Consider the following 21,591-nt stretch of genomic DNA (forward strand, 5'->3'; position numbering starts at 1 on the left):
CGATTTTTTTATTTTATCCTATTTTCGCGTAAAAAGCAAGAGAAAAAATCAGCGGATCCGAACGATCCGCTGATTTCAGCACGCAAAACAGACCGAAAAAGCACATTCGTGTGACTTTTTCGGTCCATGCCCCTGTCCGGGAAAACGGCAAAAACGCTCGCGGGAAGCGCCTTCTGGCGCTTCCCGTCTTCGTTTTTTCGGAAAATTCGGACGGGTCCGGTTTAACCACCACATAATACGGATTATGTAGTGCTTTTCTTTTGTTACCGCTTCTGCGCCGCAATTCCGGTTTGCACGCCGCCGGGGCGGGACCCGAAGTCTATCGTTTGCTATCCCATGCAAATAAACGAAACAGGAAAGAGGGGTTGTACTTGAAAGTTACCAAGAAACTGATTTCCCTGGCGCTGACGGCCGCGATGATCGCGACCGGCTTCTCGCTTCCGGCCTTTGCGGCGGGTTCGGCCGAAGTGATCGATCCCACCGATTACATGGGCGAAAGCTGGACCGTTTACGACCACTACGGCACAAACTGGGACGGGTCGGTCAACGACGACCTGCACCCCTATCAGTCCGCGGACAACAGCTACTCCGACGGCAAACGGGTGCAGGGCTATTTCACGGACGTGATGTCCGGGAACGATCTGTTGGTCTGCCACAACTTTGACCGCCACATCATGGTCAAGGGCGACGCCAACTCGTCCAGCGTGATGTTCGCCGGCTACGGCAGGGACGCGATGGCCGACTTCATGATCTATCACTCCGCCTCCTCCGCCAAGAAGGTCGTCAGCTTCGACCTGGACTTTGCGCGGATTGACGCGCACACCCTGTCCGGTTCGATGATCTTTGTCAATGCACAGATCGAAAACGGCAGGCTGGACGGGTACATCATCTACTTCCCGGCCAACAAGGGGAGCAGCGTCCAGCTGCTGAAGGCGTCGCAGGTGAACGCGGCGGCGATGTCCGCGAGCTCCACGGTGACCTCCTTCAGCGGCGTCAGCAGGGTGGCGTCTCTTCCCGCGTACAATACGAGCTCCACCAGCAGCAAAATCCACATCGAAATGGAGATCGACCCCACCCATCTGCTGGCCTCCTACGCCCAGTACGAGAGAGTCTCCGACGGCGACGGAAACACTTCGCTGGTCGCGCAGGCCCCGGTGACGCTCTATGACGGCGGCATCGAAAACACCGGCGCGGGGATCGGCATTGGCGCGGATTACCAAAGCCATGCCTGCAGCAGCCTGACCCGCATCGAGTTCTCCGATTTCCGCATGATGTCGGGCTACACGGTCCGCTACATCCGAAACTTCCCGACCGACGCCGACCCCATCGTGGAGGCCAGCGACACCGGCATCGACCCCGGAACGCCCTACACCGTCAACGCGGTCGTCGGCGCCACGCCGGACGTCTCCGGCGTGGCGGGCAGCGTCAACTACGATTTCCTCGGCTGGAACGACAAGACGGACGGCACCGGCACCTATTATAAGGAGGGCGACAGCTTTACCGTCAACAAGGCGACCGACATTTACGGCGTCTGGAAGAAGAGGGCCGCGGGCCTCAATTTCAGCCCCACCGACGGGAAATGGCCGGACGGCTTCAATGAAAAGGGCGAGACCGCAAGCTTGAACGTTCCCAAGGAGATGGGCGACCCGATTACCGAGGGCGACCGGCCCGCGAGAAACCCGGAGAAGGAATGGTACGTCGTCGACGGCTGGCAGTTTGATAACGGGGCGGAAGTCCTCTTCGACGGCAGTCAGACGATGACCGGGACCTCCATCACCGTGAAGCCGATCTGGAAGGAGGACTTCAACCGGGACGGCATCCCCGACGAGGACCAGAGCAGCTTCACCGTCAGGTTCGAGGACGCCGACCACGGGACCCTTTCCGGTGAAAAGCAATTCACCGTGATTAAGACGGGCAGCGACAGGCTGGGCGACGCGGTCGAGATCAAGAAGGACGGCAAGACCCTTCCGGAGGCGAAGCCGGATTCCGGCTACGCGTTCGTCGGCTGGGATACGACCGGCGACGGCGCGGCCGACTACGCGGACAACGAGTCCCTGAAAAACGCTGAGGTCTCCGGAGAACTGACCGTCAAGCCGGTCTACGTCCCCGCCTACAACGTGAAGTTTACCTCCGGGCCCAACGGCTCGATCAGCGGAAGGGACGCCTTCGCCGTTCTGGACAGGGCGGGCAGCGCGGTCCTCGGCGACGCGGAGGGCGGCTTCAGCGCGCCCGGGACGAAGCCGAACGACGGCTACGAGTTCAAGGGCTGGGACGTTGACGGCGACGGGGCGGCAGACGTCCAGGATGACGCGCTCGCCGCGCTCCCGGTGAACGGGGACATGACGATCACGGCGGTCTTTGACAAGGGCGCCGCCGTCCAGAACGTCTGGAGCGTCACCATCGTGACCAACGGCGGGACGACCAGGGTCAAGGTCCCCGATGGCGAAAGCCTCGGCGACCGGCTGCCGACGGACGGCGACATCATCGGCTGGGTGGATGAAGGCGGCGCTTCCGTCGACAGGGACACCCCCGTCACCGGCAACAAGACGGTCACCGCGCAGTACGCGCCCTCGTCCTCCGGCGGGGGATCGCCGGTTGTTCCCGCGCCTCCCAAGCGCCCCGGCAGGAGGTAACCATATCTGCACGGACCGCCGCGCGGTGTTCCGCGCGGCGGCCCAGAACAATAACAGGAGGGAAACCCTATGAGAAAGCTATTATCCGGCGTGCTGGCCGTGCTGCTGGCCGTCTCGGCGGCCGTCCCGGCTCTGGCCGCCAAGGCCGACGAGGTGCACATCTCCACCGTCAACGGCGCCATCTATTTTGACGACGGCGAGACCGTCGCCAAAAACCCGGACGGCGAAGGCGTCCCCAACACCACCGTCTATCTGGTCCTGGACACCCTGGACATCGACCCCGGCGACCTGGCGGCGGGCCAGTTCCCGGAGGACGGCGGCGGCCTGTTCGCCGGCTGGAGCGGCGCGGGCCGGGAGGCCCTTTTGGAGGCGTTCTTTGACAAGGACCTTTTCAAATTCAAGGCGGGCAGGGGAGACGACGACAAAAAGATCATCGAATCGATGTCCATCGCCGAGAAGCGGGTCACCGGCGGGGCGGACAGGGACCGTGCCGTCAAGATCGTGATCAAGGACGATTACACCGACGCGGAATACAAGCTCTCCCCCGAATTCACCTTCACCGCGAGGTGCGACATGGTGTATGAGTCCGGCGGCAGGCTCGTGGAGTCGAAGAACGGGACCGCCGGCTCCTCGGGCATAAACGGCATCAGCAAGGGCACCAAGTACGTCATCTCCGCCTCCGCCCTCAAAAACGGCCCCGGCGCGGGCACCGTCCCCGGCGCTTCGCTCGAAGGCGCGATCTATATCGGCAACCGCACCGAGCGAGGCGGCGACCAGGACTGGATGGCCGGACAGGGGGGGTACGTGGTGAAGCCGGAGAGGAACGAGGACAACACGGTCACCTGGGAAAATGAGAACCATGCGATCGCAAAGCTCGAATTCTACGCGGATTCCGAGACCAAAAAGTATTATCCGAAGCTGTCCACCAGGTGGGACGACCGGGATTACGCCGAGCTGTTCGCCGACCAGGACGCATTCATCTTCGATTTCGTCGGGAACCCGTCCATCTCCTCGACCATCCGCCCCACGCTCACCCTCTACAACCCCTACTACGACTGGGACGAGGAGGAGCTGACCGCGGACCTTGAAAACATCCGCATCTATGAGGTTCAAGACGGCGAGCTGATCGACGCGACCGCGGCGTTCCGGCACGGCGAGGACGAGGACGGCAACGACGTCTTCACCCTCAAAACCCGCACGCTGGGCACCTACATCTTCGTTGAAAAAACACTGGCCGGCGAGGCGCCCGCAGGAGAGCCCGCGGATGAAAAGGAAATCCCGAACACCGGGCGCTGACCGACTTTATTGAAGGAGGAACTCTCATGAAGAAGCTCTTATCCCTTGCACTGGCGGCGGCGCTCGCCCTTTCGGCGGCGGTCCCCGCCTTGGCCGCGGGCGGCGCCAGCGCCGAAAAGGAAGCCCTCGGCTATTTTACCGGGGCGATCAACGATTCCCAGTACACGGACGGCAACCCCTGGACGATCGGCCGGAGGGTCATCGTGGAGAAGGCGGACAACGCCAAGCACGAATCCGGGCACCTCGACACCGTCGTCTACGCCGGCGACCCGGGCTACGACCCGGCCAAGGACACCCTGAACGCCGGCTGGCACTATGCCGAGGGGGTAAACGGCGACTATTACACACCCAACGACCGGCTGAACGACCTGATCAAGCCCGGCGAAACGCTCTACCTGACCCTCAACCCCTTCTGGGTCTACCTCAAGTCGGACTTCCCGACCGTCGGGGACCTGCAGGACGCCGCGGGCACGCTGGAGGGGCGGTCGATCTTCGACTATGACGACTACCTCGACGTGAGAATCAAGAAGGGCGACAACGCGAAATACATCGAGTCGATCAAGCTCGTCGACAGGGAGTTTGACGCGGCGGACATCGAATTCCTGACCGACCCGTCGACGGACGGCCTGCCGGGCTATGCCGCCGGCCCCGGCATGAACGCGCATGACCGCTCCTACTACGCGCAGGTCCGGCTGAAGGATTTCCAGCAGGACAAGGAGGCCGGCGTGACCTTCAAGCTCGAGATCAAGGCCAAGAAGGACATCGACCTGAGGGGGGCGCAGGCCGCCTGGGGCAACGCCTGGTTCGGGCTCTATCCCCCCGAGAGTTACTGGCTTCCCGAGGATGTGACCACCCTCGTCCCGGGCGTCGACGTGATCCCCAAGGGCACCAAGATCACCCTTGAGAGCGACCGGCTGTGGATCAACAACCTCGTGGTGGACGCGGACGCGGACTTTGCCGCCGGCGACCGCGGGCTGATGGTCAAGCCCTCCAAAAATGACGGCAACGAGATCACCTGGGAGAACGACGGCGGCACCATCGCGCGCGCCACCTTTTTGGGCGACAGCGACCCCGGCAAGTTCTACGCCAAGCTCTCCACCCGCTGGGATTCCGGGATCCTGGACGGCCGGTTCGCGGATACCGACGCCTGCGTCTATGCGTTTTCCGGCAAGCCGACGATGACGGGCGTGACCCGCGTCAAGCTGGAGCTGGCCAATCCGTTCGTCGGCCGCGACGGCGAAGAGCTGATCGATCCGGAGGAGATCCGGATTTACCAGCTGATCGATGAAGACACGCTGGAGGATGTCACCGCTGAATTCCGCTATACCGGGAACGACGGGGGTGACCTGATGTTCACCGCGAAGGACCGCACCTTCGGGACCTACGTCTTCTCTGCCGACGCGGCCGCGGCCGCAAAGGCGCGGGAGGAGGCCGGCAGGCCCCTGCGCGTCCCGACCGGCATCATGCTTTCCTCAAGGGCCTGAGCCCATATGGATAGGCCCCTCCGCCGTCTCTCCAAGTCTCTGTCCAATGGCGGAGGGCCGTGCGGAATGACCGGCCGGCGGCGCGGCGCGCCCTCTTGCCGCGCCGCCCGGCCGGCATTTCCCCCAGGCGCAGAACGGCGCCCGCATGACAAAAATGAATCAGGGAGGCGTCCGCAGTGGAACAGGAAGCGTTCATCAACTGGGAAAGGCGAAGCATCATCGGCGCGCGCGCCCGGCTGCGCGGAAACATCGCCTGCCCGGCGCTGGAGGTGTACGGGGAGGTTGCAGGGGAGATCTCGGCCGAGGGGACCGTTCTCCTGCATCCGGGCGCGAGAGTCACCGGGAGCCTGCGGGCGGGACAGGTCGTCCTGCGGCCGGGCGCCGCGTTGACGAAAGCTCAGGGAGGGAGCCTGTGATGAAAAAGGACGGTTTGCCGGATTACGCGGCCCTGATGGTGGTGGGGGTGGACGCCTACCAGCTGGGCGTCCCGGAGGGGCGGCTGTTCAACTGCTATCTGGAGTCCTACATCCCGTTTTACGGGTTCATGGACCTCTTCCTGCGCATCGACCAGATTCTGGACGCGCTGGACCACCCGCAGGCGACGTTCGAGCGCCGCTGGCTGTCCGGGCGGGACCTGGACAACATGGCGGCCAAGCCCCCCGTCTTCCTGCCGAAATCCTCTCTGGTGCGGTATTGGGAGCCGGGCGAGCTCAAGAAGATCCTCTCCGCCAGGACCCGGTTCTATATCCGGGTGCTCTTCCGCCAGAACGCGACCTGGCAGGGCAGCGTGGAGTGGCCCGAGGGCAGGCGCAGGGTGAACTTCCGAAGCGCGCTGGAGCTGGGCGAAATGCTTCTGGAGACGCTGGAACGGATGGACAAACCGGGCAGATGGGTCGCAAGGCGGCCTGTGGACGGAGAACGGCTTCTCCGCGGCAGCCGCCCCGCAGGGGAATGACCGCCGAAGGACCGCGTGGATTTCGATCCATGCGGCCTTTTCTGCGTTTCCCGCGCCCTGCGAAATGGATTGAAACGGTTGGTCGGATGTGATAAGCTGGAGAAAACGGGGAGGGGCCCCTGGAAGGAAGGCGGAAGAGATGGATATTCTGGAGAGGGACCGCGCGGGACTTCCTGTCTCGCTGGAGGACCCCGATTACGGGGTCATCAATGAGATCATCCGGGAGGCCCACCGGCTCTCCGCGGAGCTGAATATGGGCTATCACACCCCGGAGCAGGTGCGCGCGTGGTTCGCACGGCTCACCGGGACGCCGATCGACGAGACGCTGCGCCTCTGCCCGCCCTTTTACGCAGGGTTCGGAAGGAACATCCGGGTGGGCCGCCGCGTCTTCATCAACACCGGCTGCACCTTTATGGACCGCGGCGGCATCGAGATCGGGGACGACGCGTTCATCGGGCCGAACGTCAGCCTCATCACGACCAACCACGCGGCCGACCCGGCGATGCGCAGGTGCACGGTTTCGCGGCCCATCCGCCTGTGCGGGAACGTCTGGATCGGGGCGGGCGCGATCGTGCTGCCCGGCGTCACCGTGGGGGAAAACGCGATCGTCGGCGCGGGCGCCGTGGTGACGAGGGACGTGCCGCCCAACGCCGTGATGGGCGGGAATCCGGCCCGGCTGATCAAGTTCCTCGGCAGGGACGGGGAGGCCGAACGGTAGACCGTTCCCCGCAAAGCGCGGACGCGGTTCCCGCCCGGCTCCCTTGACGGGCGGGAAACAATCAAGTATCATGGGAAAGGATATCCGCTTTTCAGCCGCGGAGGAAAGGTCGGGAGGCATTGGAAAATCAGAGGGACGCGCATGTCCGGCGCCATGAGGAGGCCAAGGCCCTCGCCAGCCGCTTGATGCACATGCATTACTGCGACGGCGACGCCGGGGGCGTGGCCTCCTTTTTTGCGCCGCAGTTCACCTGGCTGGGCGCGGGGGAGGAGCAGTACCTCGCCGACCGCGGCGCGGCGGCGGAGATGTTCCGGCGGTTCGGCGGAGCCATCCCCCGCTGCGACATCCGGGACGAGGAATACGACGTGATCGAGCCGGCGCCGGGGGTCTATGTGGTGACGGGGCGGATGTGGATCACCACCGCGCCCGGCGTGAAGATGTACCTGAAGGTGCACCAGCGGGTGACCTTTGTTTTCCAGGAGACGCCGGACGGCCTGCGCTGCGCGCACATCCACTGCTCCAACCCCTACCAGGAGATGGTGGAGGAGGAGCTCTTCCCCGAAAAGATCGGCCGCCAGTCCTACGACTTCGTACAGGAGCGGCTTGCCGCGCTGGAGGCGCAGACGGTCCAGCAGAACCGCCAGATGGAAGTGGTCATGAGCTCGATCGCCGGCGGGCTGAAGATCAGCCGGGACGACGAAACCTACTCCTTCGCCTTTGTCAGCCGGGAGGCGGCCGCGCTCTTCGGATACACGGTGGAGGAATTTATGGAGGCCAGCGGCGGAAGCGCCGTGGGCGCCGTCTATCCGCCCGACCTCGCGCACGCGCTCGCTGACTGCGCCGAGGCGTTCCGGGACGGCGGGCTCTCCTATTCCACCCGTTACCGGGTGCGCTGCAAGGACGGCAGCCTCAAATGGATCATCGACAGCGGGAAGAAGGCCCGGGACGCGGAAGGCAACTGGATGGTCAACAGCCTCTACCTCGACGTGACCCAGGCCGAGGAGGACTCCCAGCGCCTCCGGGAGCAGACCGCGCTGCTCACCAGCATCTACGACACCGTCCCCTGCGGGATCATCCGCTTCGTCCGCCGCAAAGGCGGGGCGTGCGACCTGATCTCCCTCAACCGGGCGGCGCTCTCCCTGCTGGGATACGGAAGCATGGAGGAGGGCCTGCGCGACTGGCACGGCGGCGTGCTCGGCTCGGTGCTGGAGGAGGACCGCGTCATGCTGCGGAAGACCTACCTGCTGCTGCACGAGGTGGGGGACCGCCAGGACCGGGAATACCGTGCGCGCTGGCGCGACGGCTCGGTCCACTGGCTGGAGGGCACCAACATGATCGTCGGCCGAACGGAGGAGGGGGACGCGGTCATCCAGCGCACTATGATCGATATCACACCGCGCAGGGCCCTCCAGCAGCAGCTCGAGCAGGAGCAGGAGATGTACCGCGTGGCCATGGAGTCCAGCTCCGACACGCTGTTCGAGTACCTTGTGGATTCCGACACCTTCATCAGCTACGAGCCGCAGCACGGGCAGGGGATCATCCGCCGGGAGATCCGCGACTATTCGCGGAGGCTGCGGGACGAAACGTTCATCCACCCGGAGGACGTGCCAGCCACGCTCGACAACATCTGCAACGGGCGGGGCGAAATGTTTGAGATGCGGGTCGTCACGCCCGGGGCCGCCCCCGGCGATTACCGCTGGCACCGGGTGAGCAGCCGTCCCATCCTGCGGGAGGGGCGGCTCAGCCGGGTCGTGGGCACGATCCGGGACATCCACAGCATGAAGGAGACGCTTTCGGAAAACAGCGAACGCCTGCACATGAGCCAGTCGGCCCTGCAGGCGATCAGCGGCATGTACGTGAGCATCTTTTACGTCAACCTGACCGCGAACGAGTACTACGCCGTGCGTCTGCCGCAGGCGAGCGACGCGATGGCCTTTCCGCGCACCGGCAGCTTCACCGGGGACCTGTGCGAACGGCTGCTCCCCCATGTGGCGGAGGGCGACCGCCCCCGCGTGGCGCGGCTGTGCGACCGGGAGCGCCTGCTCGGGGAATTTTCGCGGATCAGCGGCCACTCGGAGGCGGAGTTCCACCGGAACGCGTCGGACGGCACCGCGTCGCCCTGGCTGCGGCTGGAGATCCACCCGGTTTCGACGGAGGGGGCGGAGACCAGGACCGCCATCGTCACCCTGCGCAACATCAGCGGGGAGAAGCGGCGGGAGCTGGAGCGTCAGGCGGAGGACCAGGCGGCCAAGCGGGCGCTGGAGGAGGCGTACGAGGGCGCCCGGCGGGCGAACCACGCCAAGTCGGAGTTCCTCTCCCGGATGAGCCACGACATCCGCACGCCGATGAACGCCATCCTTGGCATGACCTCCATCGCGGAAAAGCAGCTGGGCGACCCGGACAAGCTCGCCGACTGCCTCGGGAAGATCCGCATATCGGGAAACCACCTGCTGGGACTCATCAACGAGGTTCTGGACATGTCCAAGATCGAGTCGGGCAACGTCAGCCTCAGCGAGAACACCTTCTTGGTCAGCGACACGCTGAACACCGTCATGCAGATTATCCGCTCCGACGCGGAAAGCAAGGAGCAGCAGATCGTCCTGCGCTCCGACCTGCGCCATGACGCGGTCCACGGGGATTTCATGCGGGTCCAGCAGATCTTGCTGAACCTGCTGTCCAACGCGGTGAAATATACCGGGACGGGCGGCCATATCTCCCTGACGGCGGAGGAACGGGTGTCGGGCCGCAGCGGGGTCGGCTGCTTTGAATTCACCGTGGAGGACGACGGCATCGGTATGCCGCCCGAGTTCCTCGATAAGCTCTTCACCCCGTTCGAGCGGGCGAAGGACGCCCGCGTGAGCGGGGTCCAGGGGACGGGGCTGGGCCTTGCCATCACCCACAATCTGGTACAGATGATGAACGGAACCATCCGGGTGGAGAGCCAGCCGGACAAGGGCACCCGGTTCGTCGTGACCATCTTCCTCAAGCTGGCGGGGGAGGACGCGCGGGAGGCGGGATCCTGCGCCGGCTCTCCGGCGCGGCAGGGGGAGGCGTTCCCTCCCGGCACGCGGCTTCTTCTGGTGGAGGACAACGACCTCAACCGGGAGATCGCCCGGGAGCTTCTGGGTATGGCCGGGCTGGAGATCGCCTGCGCCGAAAACGGCAGGCAGGCGGTGGACCTCTTCGCCTCCCATCCGCCGGGCGCCTACGCCCTCATCCTGATGGACATCCAGATGCCCGTCATGGACGGCTACGAGGCCACGAAGGCGATCCGGAGGCTGGCCGGCGAGGGGAGGCCGGACGCCGCGGACATCCCCATCATCGCGCTCACGGCCAACGCCTTTGCCGACGACGTCTACCGCGCCCGGCAGGCGGGCATGAACGAGCATGTGACCAAGCCGCTGGAGATCGACCGGCTGCTCGAGACCCTGCACCGCTGGATCGGCTGAACAGGCCGCCCGGTGGGTGAAAAAAGGGCCGCGTGAACTTTTGTTCACGCGGCCCTTTTGGGTTTGGGGTCAGAGCGTCTCCCGGTCGGAGAGGAGCAGCAGGCGCAAAAAGCTGCCGGTCAGATAGAGCGCAAAATCGGCCTCCGCGGCGTTCGCCGAGTCGTCATGCTTGACGTGCTCGTTGTTGAATTTGGCGTAGTAGGCGAGCAGGGTCGTGTAGAGATTTCGCAGCTCGGCCGACAGCCCCCGGTCGGCCAGCTCGCTCCCGATCAGGGAGAACTGGTTTTCCAGCGACTTTTCGTTCTGGTAGCGCTGCTTGCAGAAGAGTTCGAGCGAGAGCCGCAGGCAGTCGATCGCCTTGCGGGTGCGGTCCCCGTGCAACAGGAGCCTGAGGGCCTCCCGGTACTGCTCCCGCGCCTTCGGGTAGGCGTCCAGCCAGCCGAGCACGTCGAAGACGAGCGCCCGGTCGAGAAACGGCTCGGTCGCAGGATAGAAGGCGTAGCGGCCGCCTTCCAGCCGGCAGAGCGCCGCGCCGATTCCCGAGAGCTTGAGCGCCTCCGCAATTTTGAGGGCGAGGCGTTTTTTCTGCTTGTCGCCGCGTCCCGGGCTGTCCAGCAGGCGTTCGAGAATTTGCAGCCAGAGATAGAGGTCGGATTCCTCCCGCAGCTCAAACTCCGCCAGGAGGGTGCACAGGTTGGAATTTTGGAAGCCGAGGTGGAACGCCTCCTCCCGGTAGCCCTGCCCGAGCATGTCGCAGATATCCATGTAATCCGCCAGGTAGTCTTCGGAGTTCCCGTAATACTCGATCAGCGCGGTGATGCAGCGCATCTGGAACTTCTCATGGCCGTCCGTCCCGCCCGCGTCCGGAAAACGCAGCAGGAAGGATTCCCTGCGCTTCATCCGTTCGGAGTGCTCGCCGTCCGCCAAAACCTGCCGTACCTTTCCGCCCATGAAATACACCCGCCTTTTTGGAAGTTCCTGGTGCCCAAATCATACCATGCGGGGCCCGCGAATGCAAGCTCCGGCGCGCCGGGATGCGAAGAGGCCCCGCGGGAATTCCGCGGGGCCCCGGGCTTCAAAACGCCGGTTATTCGCTGAAGTGCCGGTAGAGGAAGTAGCCGCCCGTCCCGGCCCCGGCCGCGATGAGCGCGATCACCAGTACGACCGCCCAGGGGGCGAAGCCCTTGCCCGCGGGCTTTTCCTCCGGTTCGTCGACCTCGGGGACCGGCTCGGGGACCGGCTTGGCGGTGACCTGACGGTTGCCCTCTTCCTCCTCGTCGTCCGGTTTGCTCTCCTCCGGCTCCGGCTCGGAGACGGTGCCGCCCGTCGAGCCGCCGGTACTGCCGCCGTAGTTGACGGGGAGGGTCACCGGCGTGTAATCCTGCGTGCCGCCGCCGGTGACCGGGTTGACCTTATACTGCTCCTCGTAGGCGTCGTCGTCCCAGTCGTACTCCATCTCGTAGCCGGTGTCGAGGTCGAGCTCGGTGTCGGAGATGATGTAGGTGCCGAGCTGGCGGGTCCGGATGGTCCAGCCCTCGATGGCGTAGGCGTCGTCCGAGTAGGTGAACCGGTCGGTCACGTCCTCCAGGTCGCCGTATTTGTCCACCTGGTAGATGTAGACGTCGCGTGGGTCGGGATGGTAGTCGCTGTCCTCGTCCCACGGGATGCCCAGCGTCAGCCAGGCGCGGGAGGTGCTCGGGATTTCCGGGTTGCCGATGAAGTTGTAGAACCAGAGGTCCGCGTCCACCGGGTCGCCGTAATCGGTGTAGATATCGATGTCCGCCTTGGTGGAGAGGCGCGCGTAGAACGCCTTGGCGTTGTCGTCCGCGTGGTATTCCAGCGCGGCGCGGTCGTCGCCCCACACAAAGGTGTTGTACTCGTTGGATTCGGGGTCGATGTAGATGCGGTCGCCCACGTCCGCGTCCTCGTCCGAACCGCTCTTCTTGGTGTTCTCGATCCACATCGTCAGATCGAGGGTCGCGGTGTCGCCCGCCTGCCAGGGGCCGCCCTTCGAGGCGTCGAGCGTCTTGCGCGCCTTGAAGGTGATGGTTGCGCGGGCCTTTTTCTCCTCGGTGGCGGTCGAATCCTTGAGCACCACCTTGAGGTAGCTGCCGCGGACGCCGTCCTCCTTGAGCCGCTTTTCATCCACCTGGGTGATCGAGCTGATGAGGCTCTTGCCGTCCCCGTCCTTGTCGACCGACAGGCGGAAGAGGTCGTCGTCCGCGAGCTGGCTGGCCAGCGCGACGGGGGCGGGGGAGAGGCGGCTGTCGAGCGTCGTGGGCAGGTCGTAGCCGTTTTCCCCGAGCTTGATGTAGAAGGTCTGGCCGGGCGTGACGCCGTCCAGCACCAGCCTGCCCTCGCTGGCGATTGCACGGATGTTGAAGGCGTCGCCGTCCTTGTCCTCGAGCGCCGCGCCCTCCTCGTCCTGCACGGCGATGGGCGCGTGGACCCTTCCGGCGCCGCTGGGCGTGAGCGGGACGGCCGAAACCGTACCGGACAGCGCGAGGTCCCCGTTTACGGAGATCGCCAGCGAGTCGCCCGAACGGAGCGGGGAACCGATGCCGTTGCCGTTATTCTTGACCTGGAGCTGGCTGCCCAGGCTGATGTCCCGTACAGAGAGCGTGACCGTGGGATCTTTGCCCAGCTCGGCGTAGACATAGCCGACGCCCTTTTCCGAGAGGGCCGTGAAGGTGCTTCCCGTACCGTCGGAGTTCGGGTAGAAGGCGCCGCGCGCCGTGACGGTCGCGTTCGGGATATCGGCGAGCGTCACCTTCCGGTACTGCGCGAAGACGGGGGTGATCGCGGTGACCGGGCGGTCCATCTTTACGTCCACACTGCTATTGCTGAACTGGTTGTAAGTGGTAACGCCCGTCGTCGCGCCGCCCGCGACCGCGAGGCTTTTGAGGAAGTAACCGGCCGGCGGGTCCACCTTGATCGTGACAGTGCTTCCAAGCGCGACCGTACCGCCGTTTGTGACCGCGCTGCCGCCCTCCTTGGCTGTGACGGTGATTGTCCCCTTGCCCGAAGCGGGCGCGGTCCAGGTGACCGCCGGGTTGCCCGGGTCGTCCTGGTAGGCGACGGAAAGCGCGGTGATATCGGCTTTCACATGCTCGACCGTGACCTTGTTTTCCCCGGCTTTGGGCGTGTAGTCCTTCGGGGCCGTCTCGCCGTTTCCGGTGACGGCGACCTTTTCAAGCAGGCGGCCCGCTGGCGGCGTCACCTCAATGGTGATTGTGCTGTCGTAGGCCACGTCGCCGCCGGGGGAGACGGGACTCCCGCCCGGGTTCACAACGATCGTGCCCGCGGAGGGGGCATCCCAGCTGATCTTGGGCCGGACCTCGTTCACGGTGGGGGTGATGGCGGTGACCGCCGCCCGGACGAAGGGAATTTTGAAGCTGCCGTCCGCGCCGGGGACGTAGTCCGCCGGAGCCGACCCGCCCTCCTGCGCGACGGTGACCTTCTCGACGGATTTTCCGTCGGGGGCGGAGACGCCGACGATCAGACTGGCGTTGTAGGGAACGGTGAGATCGCCGCTTTTGTCGGCGGTCCCGTTTTCCGGTTTAACCTCGACGGTGACGCCGGCTTCCGGGGCGGGGTTCCATTTGACCTGCACGTCGGTCGAGACAAGCACGGCCTCCACCTTGAGGACGCCGCTGAGAATGTCCTCCGCTGTGACCGCGTAACCGAACGCGTTGTCGCCGCTCTTGGCGGCCGCCTTCCCGTTGACGGTGACCGACTGGACCGCCTTCCCGGCGTCCACGGGCGTGACGGTGAAGGTGAGGGCGTCGCCCTCGGTCACGGCGTCGGTGTTCTGGAGGGGCGCGCCGCCCCTGCCGACCGCGACCGAAGCGCCCGTGGCGGCGGAGGAATCCACCGCGACCGGCGCGGAGGCGGTATACGCGGACTCGATGACGATGCCTTTCAGATCGTCGGCCCGGACGGTGTAGCTGGCGGTGCTGCCGCTGACCGCCGCCGCGCCGTCGTTGACCGTGACGGATTTGAGCTGGTATTTTTCGCCGGGCGCGGCGGTGATTGTGAGGGTGTCGCCCTCCTTGAGCGGGAGCGCGCCCGGAAAAGCCCCGGAGGCGAGCGTCGCCCCGTTTGCCGCGACCTGTGTGATCGCGCCGCCCGCGGCGGGCTGATTCACGGAAACCTGTACGGTGGGAATCCCGTTGGAGCCCTCGCCGCCATTGTCCGGCTTCGAGTTTTCACTGGGGTTGGGAGCGGGCTTCTCGGCAAAGACGGCCTCGGCGGATACGGCCCCGTTCACCGTGAGGGTATAGGGGGTTTCAGCAATCTGCACGCCGCCGATCAGGAAGTGGCTGAAGGTGTGCGTTTCATCCGCCTGTGCGGTCAGAGTGACCCGCGTACCGGCCGTTACGGGGCCGGAGAGGGGCGCGCCCGTCTCGTCGGATGCCGCGGCGCTGCCGCCCGCGCCCGCCGTGACGGACACGGAATAGGTCTCGGGGGCCTTTTCCGGGAAGGTGGCAGAGACGGTCACGTCGCCGTGCACCTCCATCCCATGGGTGGCGCTCCCGACGTCCGTGCCGTTTATCAGGAGCGCGCCGAAGGTATGGCTGCCATCGGGCTCGGCGGCGATCGTGATCTTCGCGCCGTCCGCGACGAGTCCGGCGTCGTCGATGCCGCTCACCTGGATGCGGCCGCCGACGGGAGGTTCGACCGTCACCGAATGGGTGACCGGGTTGGCGGTGAAGAGGGCGGAAACGGCGGTGTCCTTCGTGACCGTGAAGGTGCAGGGGTTGGCGGTCACCTGCGCGCCGTCCACCAGGAAGTGGGAGAATTCATAGTTTTCATTCGCCGCGGCGGCGAGGGTGACGCTGCCGTTGGCCGCGGCCGTGCCGTTCGCGCCGAGCCCGGACGCGGAGATCGTGCCGCCCGGCGCCTGCCGGACGTCCACGGTGTAGGTCAGAATGTCAAAGCTCGCGTGGATCTGCAAGCCGTTGACGGCCTTGACCGTACCCATGCCGTTCGTGATGACGGGGGCGGGCGTGCCCACGGGCAGGCCGGTCACCGTCAGGGCGGCCAGCGTATGGGACGCGTCGGGCAGGGCGGAAAAGGCCACGTCCACGCCCTCCGGCAGAGTGACCGTGTGGGGCAGGGGCAGGCCATCGGGTCCCGTCGTGACGGCCTCCGCCGCGTTGTGTGGGGTGCCGTTGATCGTCAGGGTGCCGCCCTCCGCCACGCTGTAGGTGATCGTGGCCTTAGGCGTCTCGTCCTCACCTTCGGCGGCGAGCGCCGCGAGGGAGAGATAGCTGCACGAAATCGCAAGCGCGAGCAGCATGGATAGGAGCCGTTTCATAAGCGTTCCTCCCGGTCAGGTTTTGGGGTTGTTGTCAATCCTTGCCTTCTGATTTAATAGTAGCGGATTTGCGGCCGTTTTGTCGCGCTCAATTGTGAACATTTTGTGAATTTTGGGCGATTTCACCAAATTCGGGTCACGGATGGAAATTTGGGGGCGCGGATTGCGGAATTTTGAATTTCTGCTACAATAAGGAAAACGGAAAAATTGGAACTGCGGGTGGCGAGCGGATGAAACATCGGAAAACAGGATTTCTGCGCAGGCTGGTGCTGACCTATTCGGCCTTCCTGCTGGTATTCATGCTGGTGCTGGTGGGCGCGGCCTACCAGTATGTGGTCAGCGTGAGCGAAAAGACCGCCGCGATCAACCAGACGCAGCTGCTCGACAAGATGGTTTCGCAGGTGGACGCCTACCTCTCGGAGATGGACCAGATGGCCCAGCAGGTCAAATCGGATCCCCGCATCATCAACATCTTCAACCGCCTCCAGCAGGACGCCAGCCGGGAGAACTACTTCGATGTGAACATCATGGACAGCATCGACATCGCCAGCGTGCTGACCTCCCACAACGGCCCGAGCATGCCGATCTGGCGGATCAGCGTCTACAACCAGCATGGGGATTTCATCAGCGCGGGCGCGAGCGTCAACCCCGAGAGCCGGGTCTCCGAGACGCTCTATGAGACCGACGTGGGCGCGCAGATGCGCGAGCTGATCGACGGCCGGGCCGGGTATCTGCTGCTCCCGCCCCAGGAGGACCGCTGGTCGGGCACCTATAAGGCCCGGTACACCTCCCTGCTGCGGCCGATCACCAACTTCTACTCCAAGGAGGTCTACGGCATCGTTGAAATCCAGCAGGGGGTCGACCAGCTCGAGAGCTATCTCGCGCTCGACGTGCTGACCGACACGGTCGTCTTCCTCTTCGACGGGGAGGGCAACCAGATCCTCCCGGCCGGCCGGGCGTACAGCGATCTGGACGAGCGGGACTACTACGTGACCGCCAAGCTGTCCGACCAGTACGGCTGGCGGGTCGCGCTCGCGCAGGACCGGCGCTCGATGATGCAGCCCTACCGCTCGATGACCGTCTACCTCTTTATCGGCAGCCTTGTGACGATCATACTGCTCATTCTGGCGGTCTACCTCATCTCCAAGCGGATTTCCGCGCCGCTCATCCGGTTGAGCGACGAGGTGCGCAAGATCTCGATCGATTCCATCCAGGCCGACCTCGTCCCCGACGAGAGCATCGACGAGGTGCGGGAGCTCAACGCCGCCTTCCAGTCGATGCTCAAAAAGATGAACGATTCGGTCGCCTGTGAGCAGAAGGCCTACCTGCTCGCGCTCCAGTCGCAGATGAACCCGCATTTCCTCTATAACTCCCTCTCGACGATCAGCAGCATGGCGATCGAGGCGGGGGAGGACCGCATCGCCGACACCTGCGAGCGGATCTCCCAGATGCTGCGCTACAGCAGCTCCTACAGCAGCGGCGGCGCGACGCTCGGCAGCGAGATCGAAAACGTCCGCAACTACCTCGAGCTGATGAAGCTGCGCTATGAGGAGTATTTCGACTACGACCTCTCGCTCGACGAGCGGCTCGAGGGGATGGCGATCCCCCGGCTGATCATCCAGCCGATCGTGGAGAACTGTTTCGAGCACGCCTTCAAGCAGGTGGAGCCCCCCTGGCGGGTGAGCATCACCTCGCGCATCGAGGGGGATCGCTGGTGTATCTCAGTGGCGGACAACGGCTCGGGCTTTGCCGACGGGGAGATCGACGAGCTCGAGCGCAAGGTCGCCCAGTACAGCGAGGATCTGCCCGCCAACTACAGCGAGCTCAAAATCGGCGGGCTCGGGCTGGTGAACACGATCATCCGCCTCAAGCTGTCGGCGGGGGAGAGCGTCGGATACCGCATCGCGCGCAATTTCCCGCAGGGCACGACCGTGACGCTCAGCGGCAGGTGGAGCGCGAAGTGACGGTGCGGACTGTCTTTCCATAACGGACAAAAGGCCCGGTTTCCGGTAAACGGAAACCGGGCCTTTTTGTGTTGTTTTGTGTATCCAAACAGTTCTGAATTGTTCATTTACTAATAAACTGGTGAACATTACAATAAAAACAGAAACAGGTGGAGCAGATTGCAGGAATAGCCGCCAGACAGAAAAGCGAGGTGCGAAAACAATTGGCTATCATCGAGATACGCAATATCAGCAAGTCGTTTCCCGGCGTCAAGGCGCTGTCGGACGTGAGCCTCTCGATCGAAGAGGGGGAGGTCCACGCGATCGTCGGTGAAAACGGCGCGGGGAAATCCACGCTGATGAAGATTCTCGGCGGGATGTACCAGGCGGACAGCGGAGAGATTTTCATCCGCGGCGAGAAACAGGAGATCCATTCGATCCAGGACGCGATGAAGGCGGGGGTCAGCGTCATCTACCAGGAGCTGAACCTCATGCCGGAGCTCACCGTCGCGGAGAACATCTTCGCGTCCGGCCTGCCGGTGCACGGCGTGGTGCTGGACATCCGGACGATGAACGCGCGGGCGCAGGAGCTGATCGACAGCATGAACCTGTCCCTCAAACCGACCGACATGGTCGGGATGCTCAGCGTCTCCCAGCAGCAGATGGTCGAGATCGCCAAGGCGATCTCCCACGAATCGGACATCATCATCATGGACGAACCGACCGGCGCGCTCAACAACCAGGAGGTCGACGTCCTCTACGCCCTCATCCGGCGGCTCAAGGAGAGTGGGAAAACGATCCTCTACATCTCCCACCGCCTCAAGGAGATTTTCGATCTGACCGACCGGGTCTCGATCCTGCGGGACGGCCAGTACGTCGCCACCAAAAGGACCGAAGAGCTCACCCACAACGACCTGGTCAAGCTGATGGTCGGCCGCGAGGTGGACCAGTACTACAAATCCTCCGGGCACGCGCTCGGGGAGACGGTGCTCGAGGTCAAAAACCTCACCCGCGCCGGGATGTTCGAGGACGTGAGCTTCAGCGTGCGCAGCGGCGAGCTGCTCGGCGTGGCGGGACTCATGGGCTGCGGGCGGGAGGAGATCGTCAAGGCGATCTACGGCCTCATCCGTCCGGACGGCGGCACGGTGACCCTCGGCGGGCGGCAGCTCCAGATGAAGGGGCCGCTGCAGGCGATCCGGGACGGCATCGGGTTCGTCACCGAGGACCGCAAGAGCGCGGGCATCTTCGCGCTGATGACGGTGCGGGAAAACCTCACGATGAACATCCTGCGGTCGATCTCCCGCTTCGGGCTCATCAGCGACGCGAAGGAGCAGGAGCTGCTTGAAAATTACAAGAAGCGCATGAACATGAAGTTTTCCTCCCCGGCGCAGCGGATCGTCAACCTCTCGGGCGGCAACCAGCAGAAGTTCCTCTTGGCGCGCGCGCTGGCGAGCGACTGCAAGGTGCTGATCATGCTCGAGCCGACGCGCGGCATCGACGTCGGCGCGAAGGCGGAGATCTACGAGCTGCTCGAGGAGCTTGCAAAGTCGGGACTGGCGATCATCGTGGTCTCCTCCGAGCTTCCGGAGATCATCAGCATCTGCCACCGCACGTTGGTCGTCTTCCAGGGCCGGATCACCGGCAACCTCTCAAAGACGGAGATGGACGAGGTCACGATCATGGAGTGCGCGACCGGAACCTCGGAAAGATTGGACGGTGACAGCATATGAACGACAGGACGAAAAGATTTTGGGCGTGGTGGGACCGTTTCGGCATCCTCGCAATCCTGCTGGCCGTGGGGCTGGTCTTCCTCGCCCTCAACCCGAGGATCGTATCGGTATCCAACCTGACCACCGTGCTCTCCCGCTCGGCCACGACGGGCATCGCGGCGGCGGGCATGACCTTCGCCATCTGCGCGGGCGGCTTCGACCTCTCGGTCGGCTCGATCCTCTCGCTGGTCACCTGCGTGGTGGCCATGAACATCGCCAACATCGGCATGTGGCCGAGCATCCTGCTGGCGCTGCTCGTCGGCGTGCTCTGCGGCGTGGTAAACGGCCTCATCATCACGAAATTACATATCCAGACCTTCGTGGCCACGCTGGCCACCCAGCTCGCCTTCAAGGGCGCGGCGCTCGTCTACAGCAACGGCAAGCGGGTGCTCATGTCGAAAAACAAGGAGATCAAGATCTTCTCCACCTCCAGCATCTTCGGCATCCCCGTGCAGGTGATCCTGGTGGTCGCGGTCTTTGTGATCGCCTACCTCGTCTACCGCCACACCCGCTTCGGCGTCAAGACCCGCGCGATCGGCTCCAATGAGGCGGCCGCCCGCGCGAGCGGCATCAACGTCGACCGCACCCTCATCGCGGTCTTCGTCGTCACCGGACTGACCGCGGCCTGCGCGGGCGTGCTCCAGTCGTCGCGGCTCGCCACCGGCAGCGCAATCATCGGGGACGGGTTCGAGCTCGACGCCATCACCTCGGTCATCCTTGGCGGCACGGCGCTCTCGGGCGGCAAGGGGAACATCTGGGGCTCCTTCATCGGGGCGCTGCTCCTCTCGCTCATCCGCAGCGGGCTGAACATTCTGGGCGTCGACGAGGCGTTCCAGAAGCTCGCGATCGCGGTCGTGCTGCTCTTCGCGCTGTCGATCAGCGGAATCAAAATCATTACCCAGGAGGCGGCGAAGTGATGAAAAAGAAATTACAGATCAATTTCGGCGAACTGGGTATCCTCTACGCGCTGCTGATCTTCTGGCTGATCCTTATCGCCTTCAGCCCCAACTTCCGGAACATCTCGGCCTTCCAGAACATCGTCCGCGAGGCCTCCTTCACCGGGATCTGCGGCGTGGGCATGACCTTCGTCATCATCAGCGGCGACCTCGACCTGTCGGTCGCCTCGCAGGTGGCGCTCTGCTCCTGCGTGCTCACCCTGCTGCTCCCGAAGATGGGCGTCTTTCCGTCGGTCATCCTCATCCTGCTGCTCGGCGCGGTGCTCGGGACCTTCAACGGCGTGCTCATCGCGAAGATGAAGATCCCCGCGTTCATCGCGACGCTCGCCATGATGTTCGGCTACCGCGCGCTCGCGCAGATCGTGAACGCCACGCCGGTCGTCGTCGAGAACAGGCTCTTCAAGCTGATGTCGACGAGCTACCTGGCGGGCATCCCGGTGCCCTTCATCGTCATGATCATCTGCGGCGTGATCGGGACCGTCATCCTGCGCAAGACCGCGCTCGGCCGCCACACGCTGGCGATCGGCAACTCCCACGAGGCGGCGCGCATCGCGGGCATCAGCATCCCCAGAACGCAGATCCTCATCTACCTGATGGTCGGCCTCTTCACGGCGGCCGCCTCGATCATGATCACCTCCTACCTCGGCTCCTCCAACTACGGCATGAAGGACGGGTTCGAGTTCACCGTCATCTCGGCGGTCGTGCTGGGCGGCACGGCGCTCGTCGGCGGCAAGGGGAGCATCTTCACCACCGCGGTCGCCGCCATCTTCCTGGCGACCATCAAAAGCGGAATGGACGCCTTCCAGATCCAGAGCTATATGCAGCGCATCATCGAGGGCGTCATCCTGATATTCGCATTTTCCATCAACGGCATCCGCGCCTATGTCAACGACTTTCTGGTCAAGTCCCGCTCCCGCAGGGAACTGGACGAACGGCGGCGCGGAAGCGCGGCGGGCGCCTGAAGCCGCGCAGTTCACCAAGAAGGAGGGATGCGTGCCCGGCATGACCTGTTCATCCGCAGAAATCAACCGAGAAAACAAAATGAAAAGATTGGGAGATGGATTATTC

General features: G+C 64.3%; 13 protein-coding genes. 11 read left to right on the top strand and 2 right to left on the bottom strand.

The window, feature by feature from the left end; all coding sequences use genetic code 11:
• Window positions 1–371 precede the first annotated feature (371 nt).
• The 7 genes from C1A13_RS06580 to C1A13_RS06610 all read left to right on the top strand — a co-directional run bounded on the left by C1A13_RS06580 (window position 372) and on the right by C1A13_RS06610 (window position 10,535).
• Entirely contained in the window at window positions 372–2,633 is a 2,262-nt protein-coding gene (locus C1A13_RS06580) for an InlB B-repeat-containing protein (protein ID WP_101550319.1), read from the top strand.
• Between the two features lie 69 nt (window positions 2,634–2,702).
• Window positions 2,703–3,929 carry a hypothetical protein gene (locus C1A13_RS06585; RefSeq protein WP_101550321.1) on the top strand — a complete coding sequence of 409 codons (1,227 nt, stop codon included), beginning with the start codon at window positions 2,703–2,705 and terminating at the stop codon, window positions 3,927–3,929.
• A gap of 26 nt (window positions 3,930–3,955) precedes the next feature.
• Window positions 3,956–5,413: a hypothetical protein gene (locus C1A13_RS06590; RefSeq protein ID WP_101550323.1), complete on the top strand. Its 1,458-nt coding sequence runs from the start codon at window positions 3,956–3,958 to the stop codon at window positions 5,411–5,413.
• A gap of 176 nt (window positions 5,414–5,589) precedes the next feature.
• Window positions 5,590–5,829 carry a bactofilin family protein gene (locus C1A13_RS06595; RefSeq protein ID WP_172439198.1) on the top strand — a complete coding sequence of 80 codons (240 nt, stop codon included), beginning with the start codon at window positions 5,590–5,592 and terminating at the stop codon, window positions 5,827–5,829.
• Complete coding sequence (locus tag C1A13_RS06600) at window positions 5,829–6,368, top strand: hypothetical protein (RefSeq protein WP_101550327.1); 540 nt, start codon at window positions 5,829–5,831, stop codon at window positions 6,366–6,368. Before C1A13_RS06595 ends, C1A13_RS06600 begins: the two co-directional genes overlap by 1 nt.
• 139 nt (window positions 6,369–6,507) lie before the next feature.
• Entirely contained in the window at window positions 6,508–7,086 is a 579-nt protein-coding gene (locus C1A13_RS06605) for a sugar O-acetyltransferase (RefSeq protein ID WP_101550329.1), read from the top strand.
• 119 nt (window positions 7,087–7,205) lie between these two features.
• Entirely contained in the window at window positions 7,206–10,535 is a 3,330-nt protein-coding gene (locus C1A13_RS06610; protein ID WP_242970825.1) for an ATP-binding protein, read from the top strand.
• A 69-nt stretch (window positions 10,536–10,604) separates the two neighbouring features.
• Here C1A13_RS06610 and C1A13_RS06615 read toward each other — a convergent pair whose 3' ends face one another.
• Both C1A13_RS06615 and C1A13_RS06620 read right to left on the bottom strand, forming a co-directional pair.
• The gene (locus C1A13_RS06615; RefSeq protein WP_101550331.1) at window positions 10,605–11,486 is read right to left on the bottom strand and encodes a hypothetical protein; all 882 of its coding nucleotides are present in this window, start codon (window positions 11,484–11,486) and stop codon (window positions 10,605–10,607) included.
• Between the two features lie 136 nt (window positions 11,487–11,622).
• On the bottom strand, window positions 11,623–15,855 hold the full coding sequence (locus C1A13_RS06620) for an InlB B-repeat-containing protein (protein ID WP_101550333.1): 4,233 nt from the start codon (window positions 15,853–15,855) through the stop codon (window positions 11,623–11,625).
• 230 nt (window positions 15,856–16,085) lie between these two features.
• Here C1A13_RS06620 and C1A13_RS06625 point away from each other — a divergent pair, with 230 nt between their 5' ends.
• From C1A13_RS06625 to C1A13_RS06640, 4 genes are all read left to right on the top strand, one after another.
• Window positions 16,086–17,819: a sensor histidine kinase gene (locus C1A13_RS06625; protein ID WP_101550335.1), complete on the top strand. Its 1,734-nt coding sequence runs from the start codon at window positions 16,086–16,088 to the stop codon at window positions 17,817–17,819.
• A 203-nt stretch (window positions 17,820–18,022) separates the two neighbouring features.
• Window positions 18,023–19,528, top strand: a complete 1,506-nt coding sequence (locus tag C1A13_RS06630; protein WP_101550338.1) for a sugar ABC transporter ATP-binding protein — start codon at window positions 18,023–18,025, stop codon at window positions 19,526–19,528.
• Complete coding sequence (locus tag C1A13_RS06635; RefSeq protein ID WP_101550340.1) at window positions 19,525–20,484, top strand: ABC transporter permease; 960 nt, start codon at window positions 19,525–19,527, stop codon at window positions 20,482–20,484. The genes C1A13_RS06630 and C1A13_RS06635 overlap by 4 nt, the downstream gene beginning before the upstream one ends.
• Window positions 20,484–21,485 (top strand): ABC transporter permease, encoded by a 1,002-nt coding sequence (locus C1A13_RS06640; protein ID WP_101550342.1) that lies wholly within the window; start codon window positions 20,484–20,486, stop codon window positions 21,483–21,485. Before C1A13_RS06635 ends, C1A13_RS06640 begins: the two co-directional genes overlap by 1 nt.
• The last annotated feature ends 106 nt before the right edge of the window (window positions 21,486–21,591 follow it).

Source organism: Anaerotruncus massiliensis (ex Togo et al. 2026), assembly GCF_900199635.1.
In the GTDB taxonomy this organism is placed as follows: Bacteria; Bacillota; Clostridia; order Oscillospirales; family Ruminococcaceae; genus Anaerotruncus; species Anaerotruncus massiliensis.

What these genes read in the sequence shown, in the direction of transcription:
- C1A13_RS06585 (WP_101550321.1), top strand. Translation starts at nt 2,703, where the DNA reads ATGAGAAAGCTATTATCCGGCGTGCTGGCCGTGCTGCTGGCCGTCTCG.
- C1A13_RS06590 (WP_101550323.1), top strand. Translation starts at nt 3,956, where the DNA reads ATGAAGAAGCTCTTATCCCTTGCACTGGCGGCGGCGCTCGCCCTTTCG.
- C1A13_RS06600 (WP_101550327.1), top strand. Translation starts at nt 5,829, where the DNA reads ATGAAAAAGGACGGTTTGCCGGATTACGCGGCCCTGATGGTGGTGGGG.
- C1A13_RS06605 (WP_101550329.1), top strand. Translation starts at nt 6,508, where the DNA reads ATGGATATTCTGGAGAGGGACCGCGCGGGACTTCCTGTCTCGCTGGAG.
- C1A13_RS06615 (WP_101550331.1), bottom strand. Translation starts at nt 11,486, where the DNA reads ATGGGCGGAAAGGTACGGCAGGTTTTGGCGGACGGCGAGCACTCCGAA.
- C1A13_RS06620 (WP_101550333.1), bottom strand. Translation starts at nt 15,855, where the DNA reads ATGAAACGGCTCCTATCCATGCTGCTCGCGCTTGCGATTTCGTGCAGC.
- C1A13_RS06625 (WP_101550335.1), top strand. Translation starts at nt 16,086, where the DNA reads ATGAAACATCGGAAAACAGGATTTCTGCGCAGGCTGGTGCTGACCTAT.
- C1A13_RS06635 (WP_101550340.1), top strand. Translation starts at nt 19,525, where the DNA reads ATGAACGACAGGACGAAAAGATTTTGGGCGTGGTGGGACCGTTTCGGC.
- C1A13_RS06640 (WP_101550342.1), top strand. Translation starts at nt 20,484, where the DNA reads ATGAAAAAGAAATTACAGATCAATTTCGGCGAACTGGGTATCCTCTAC.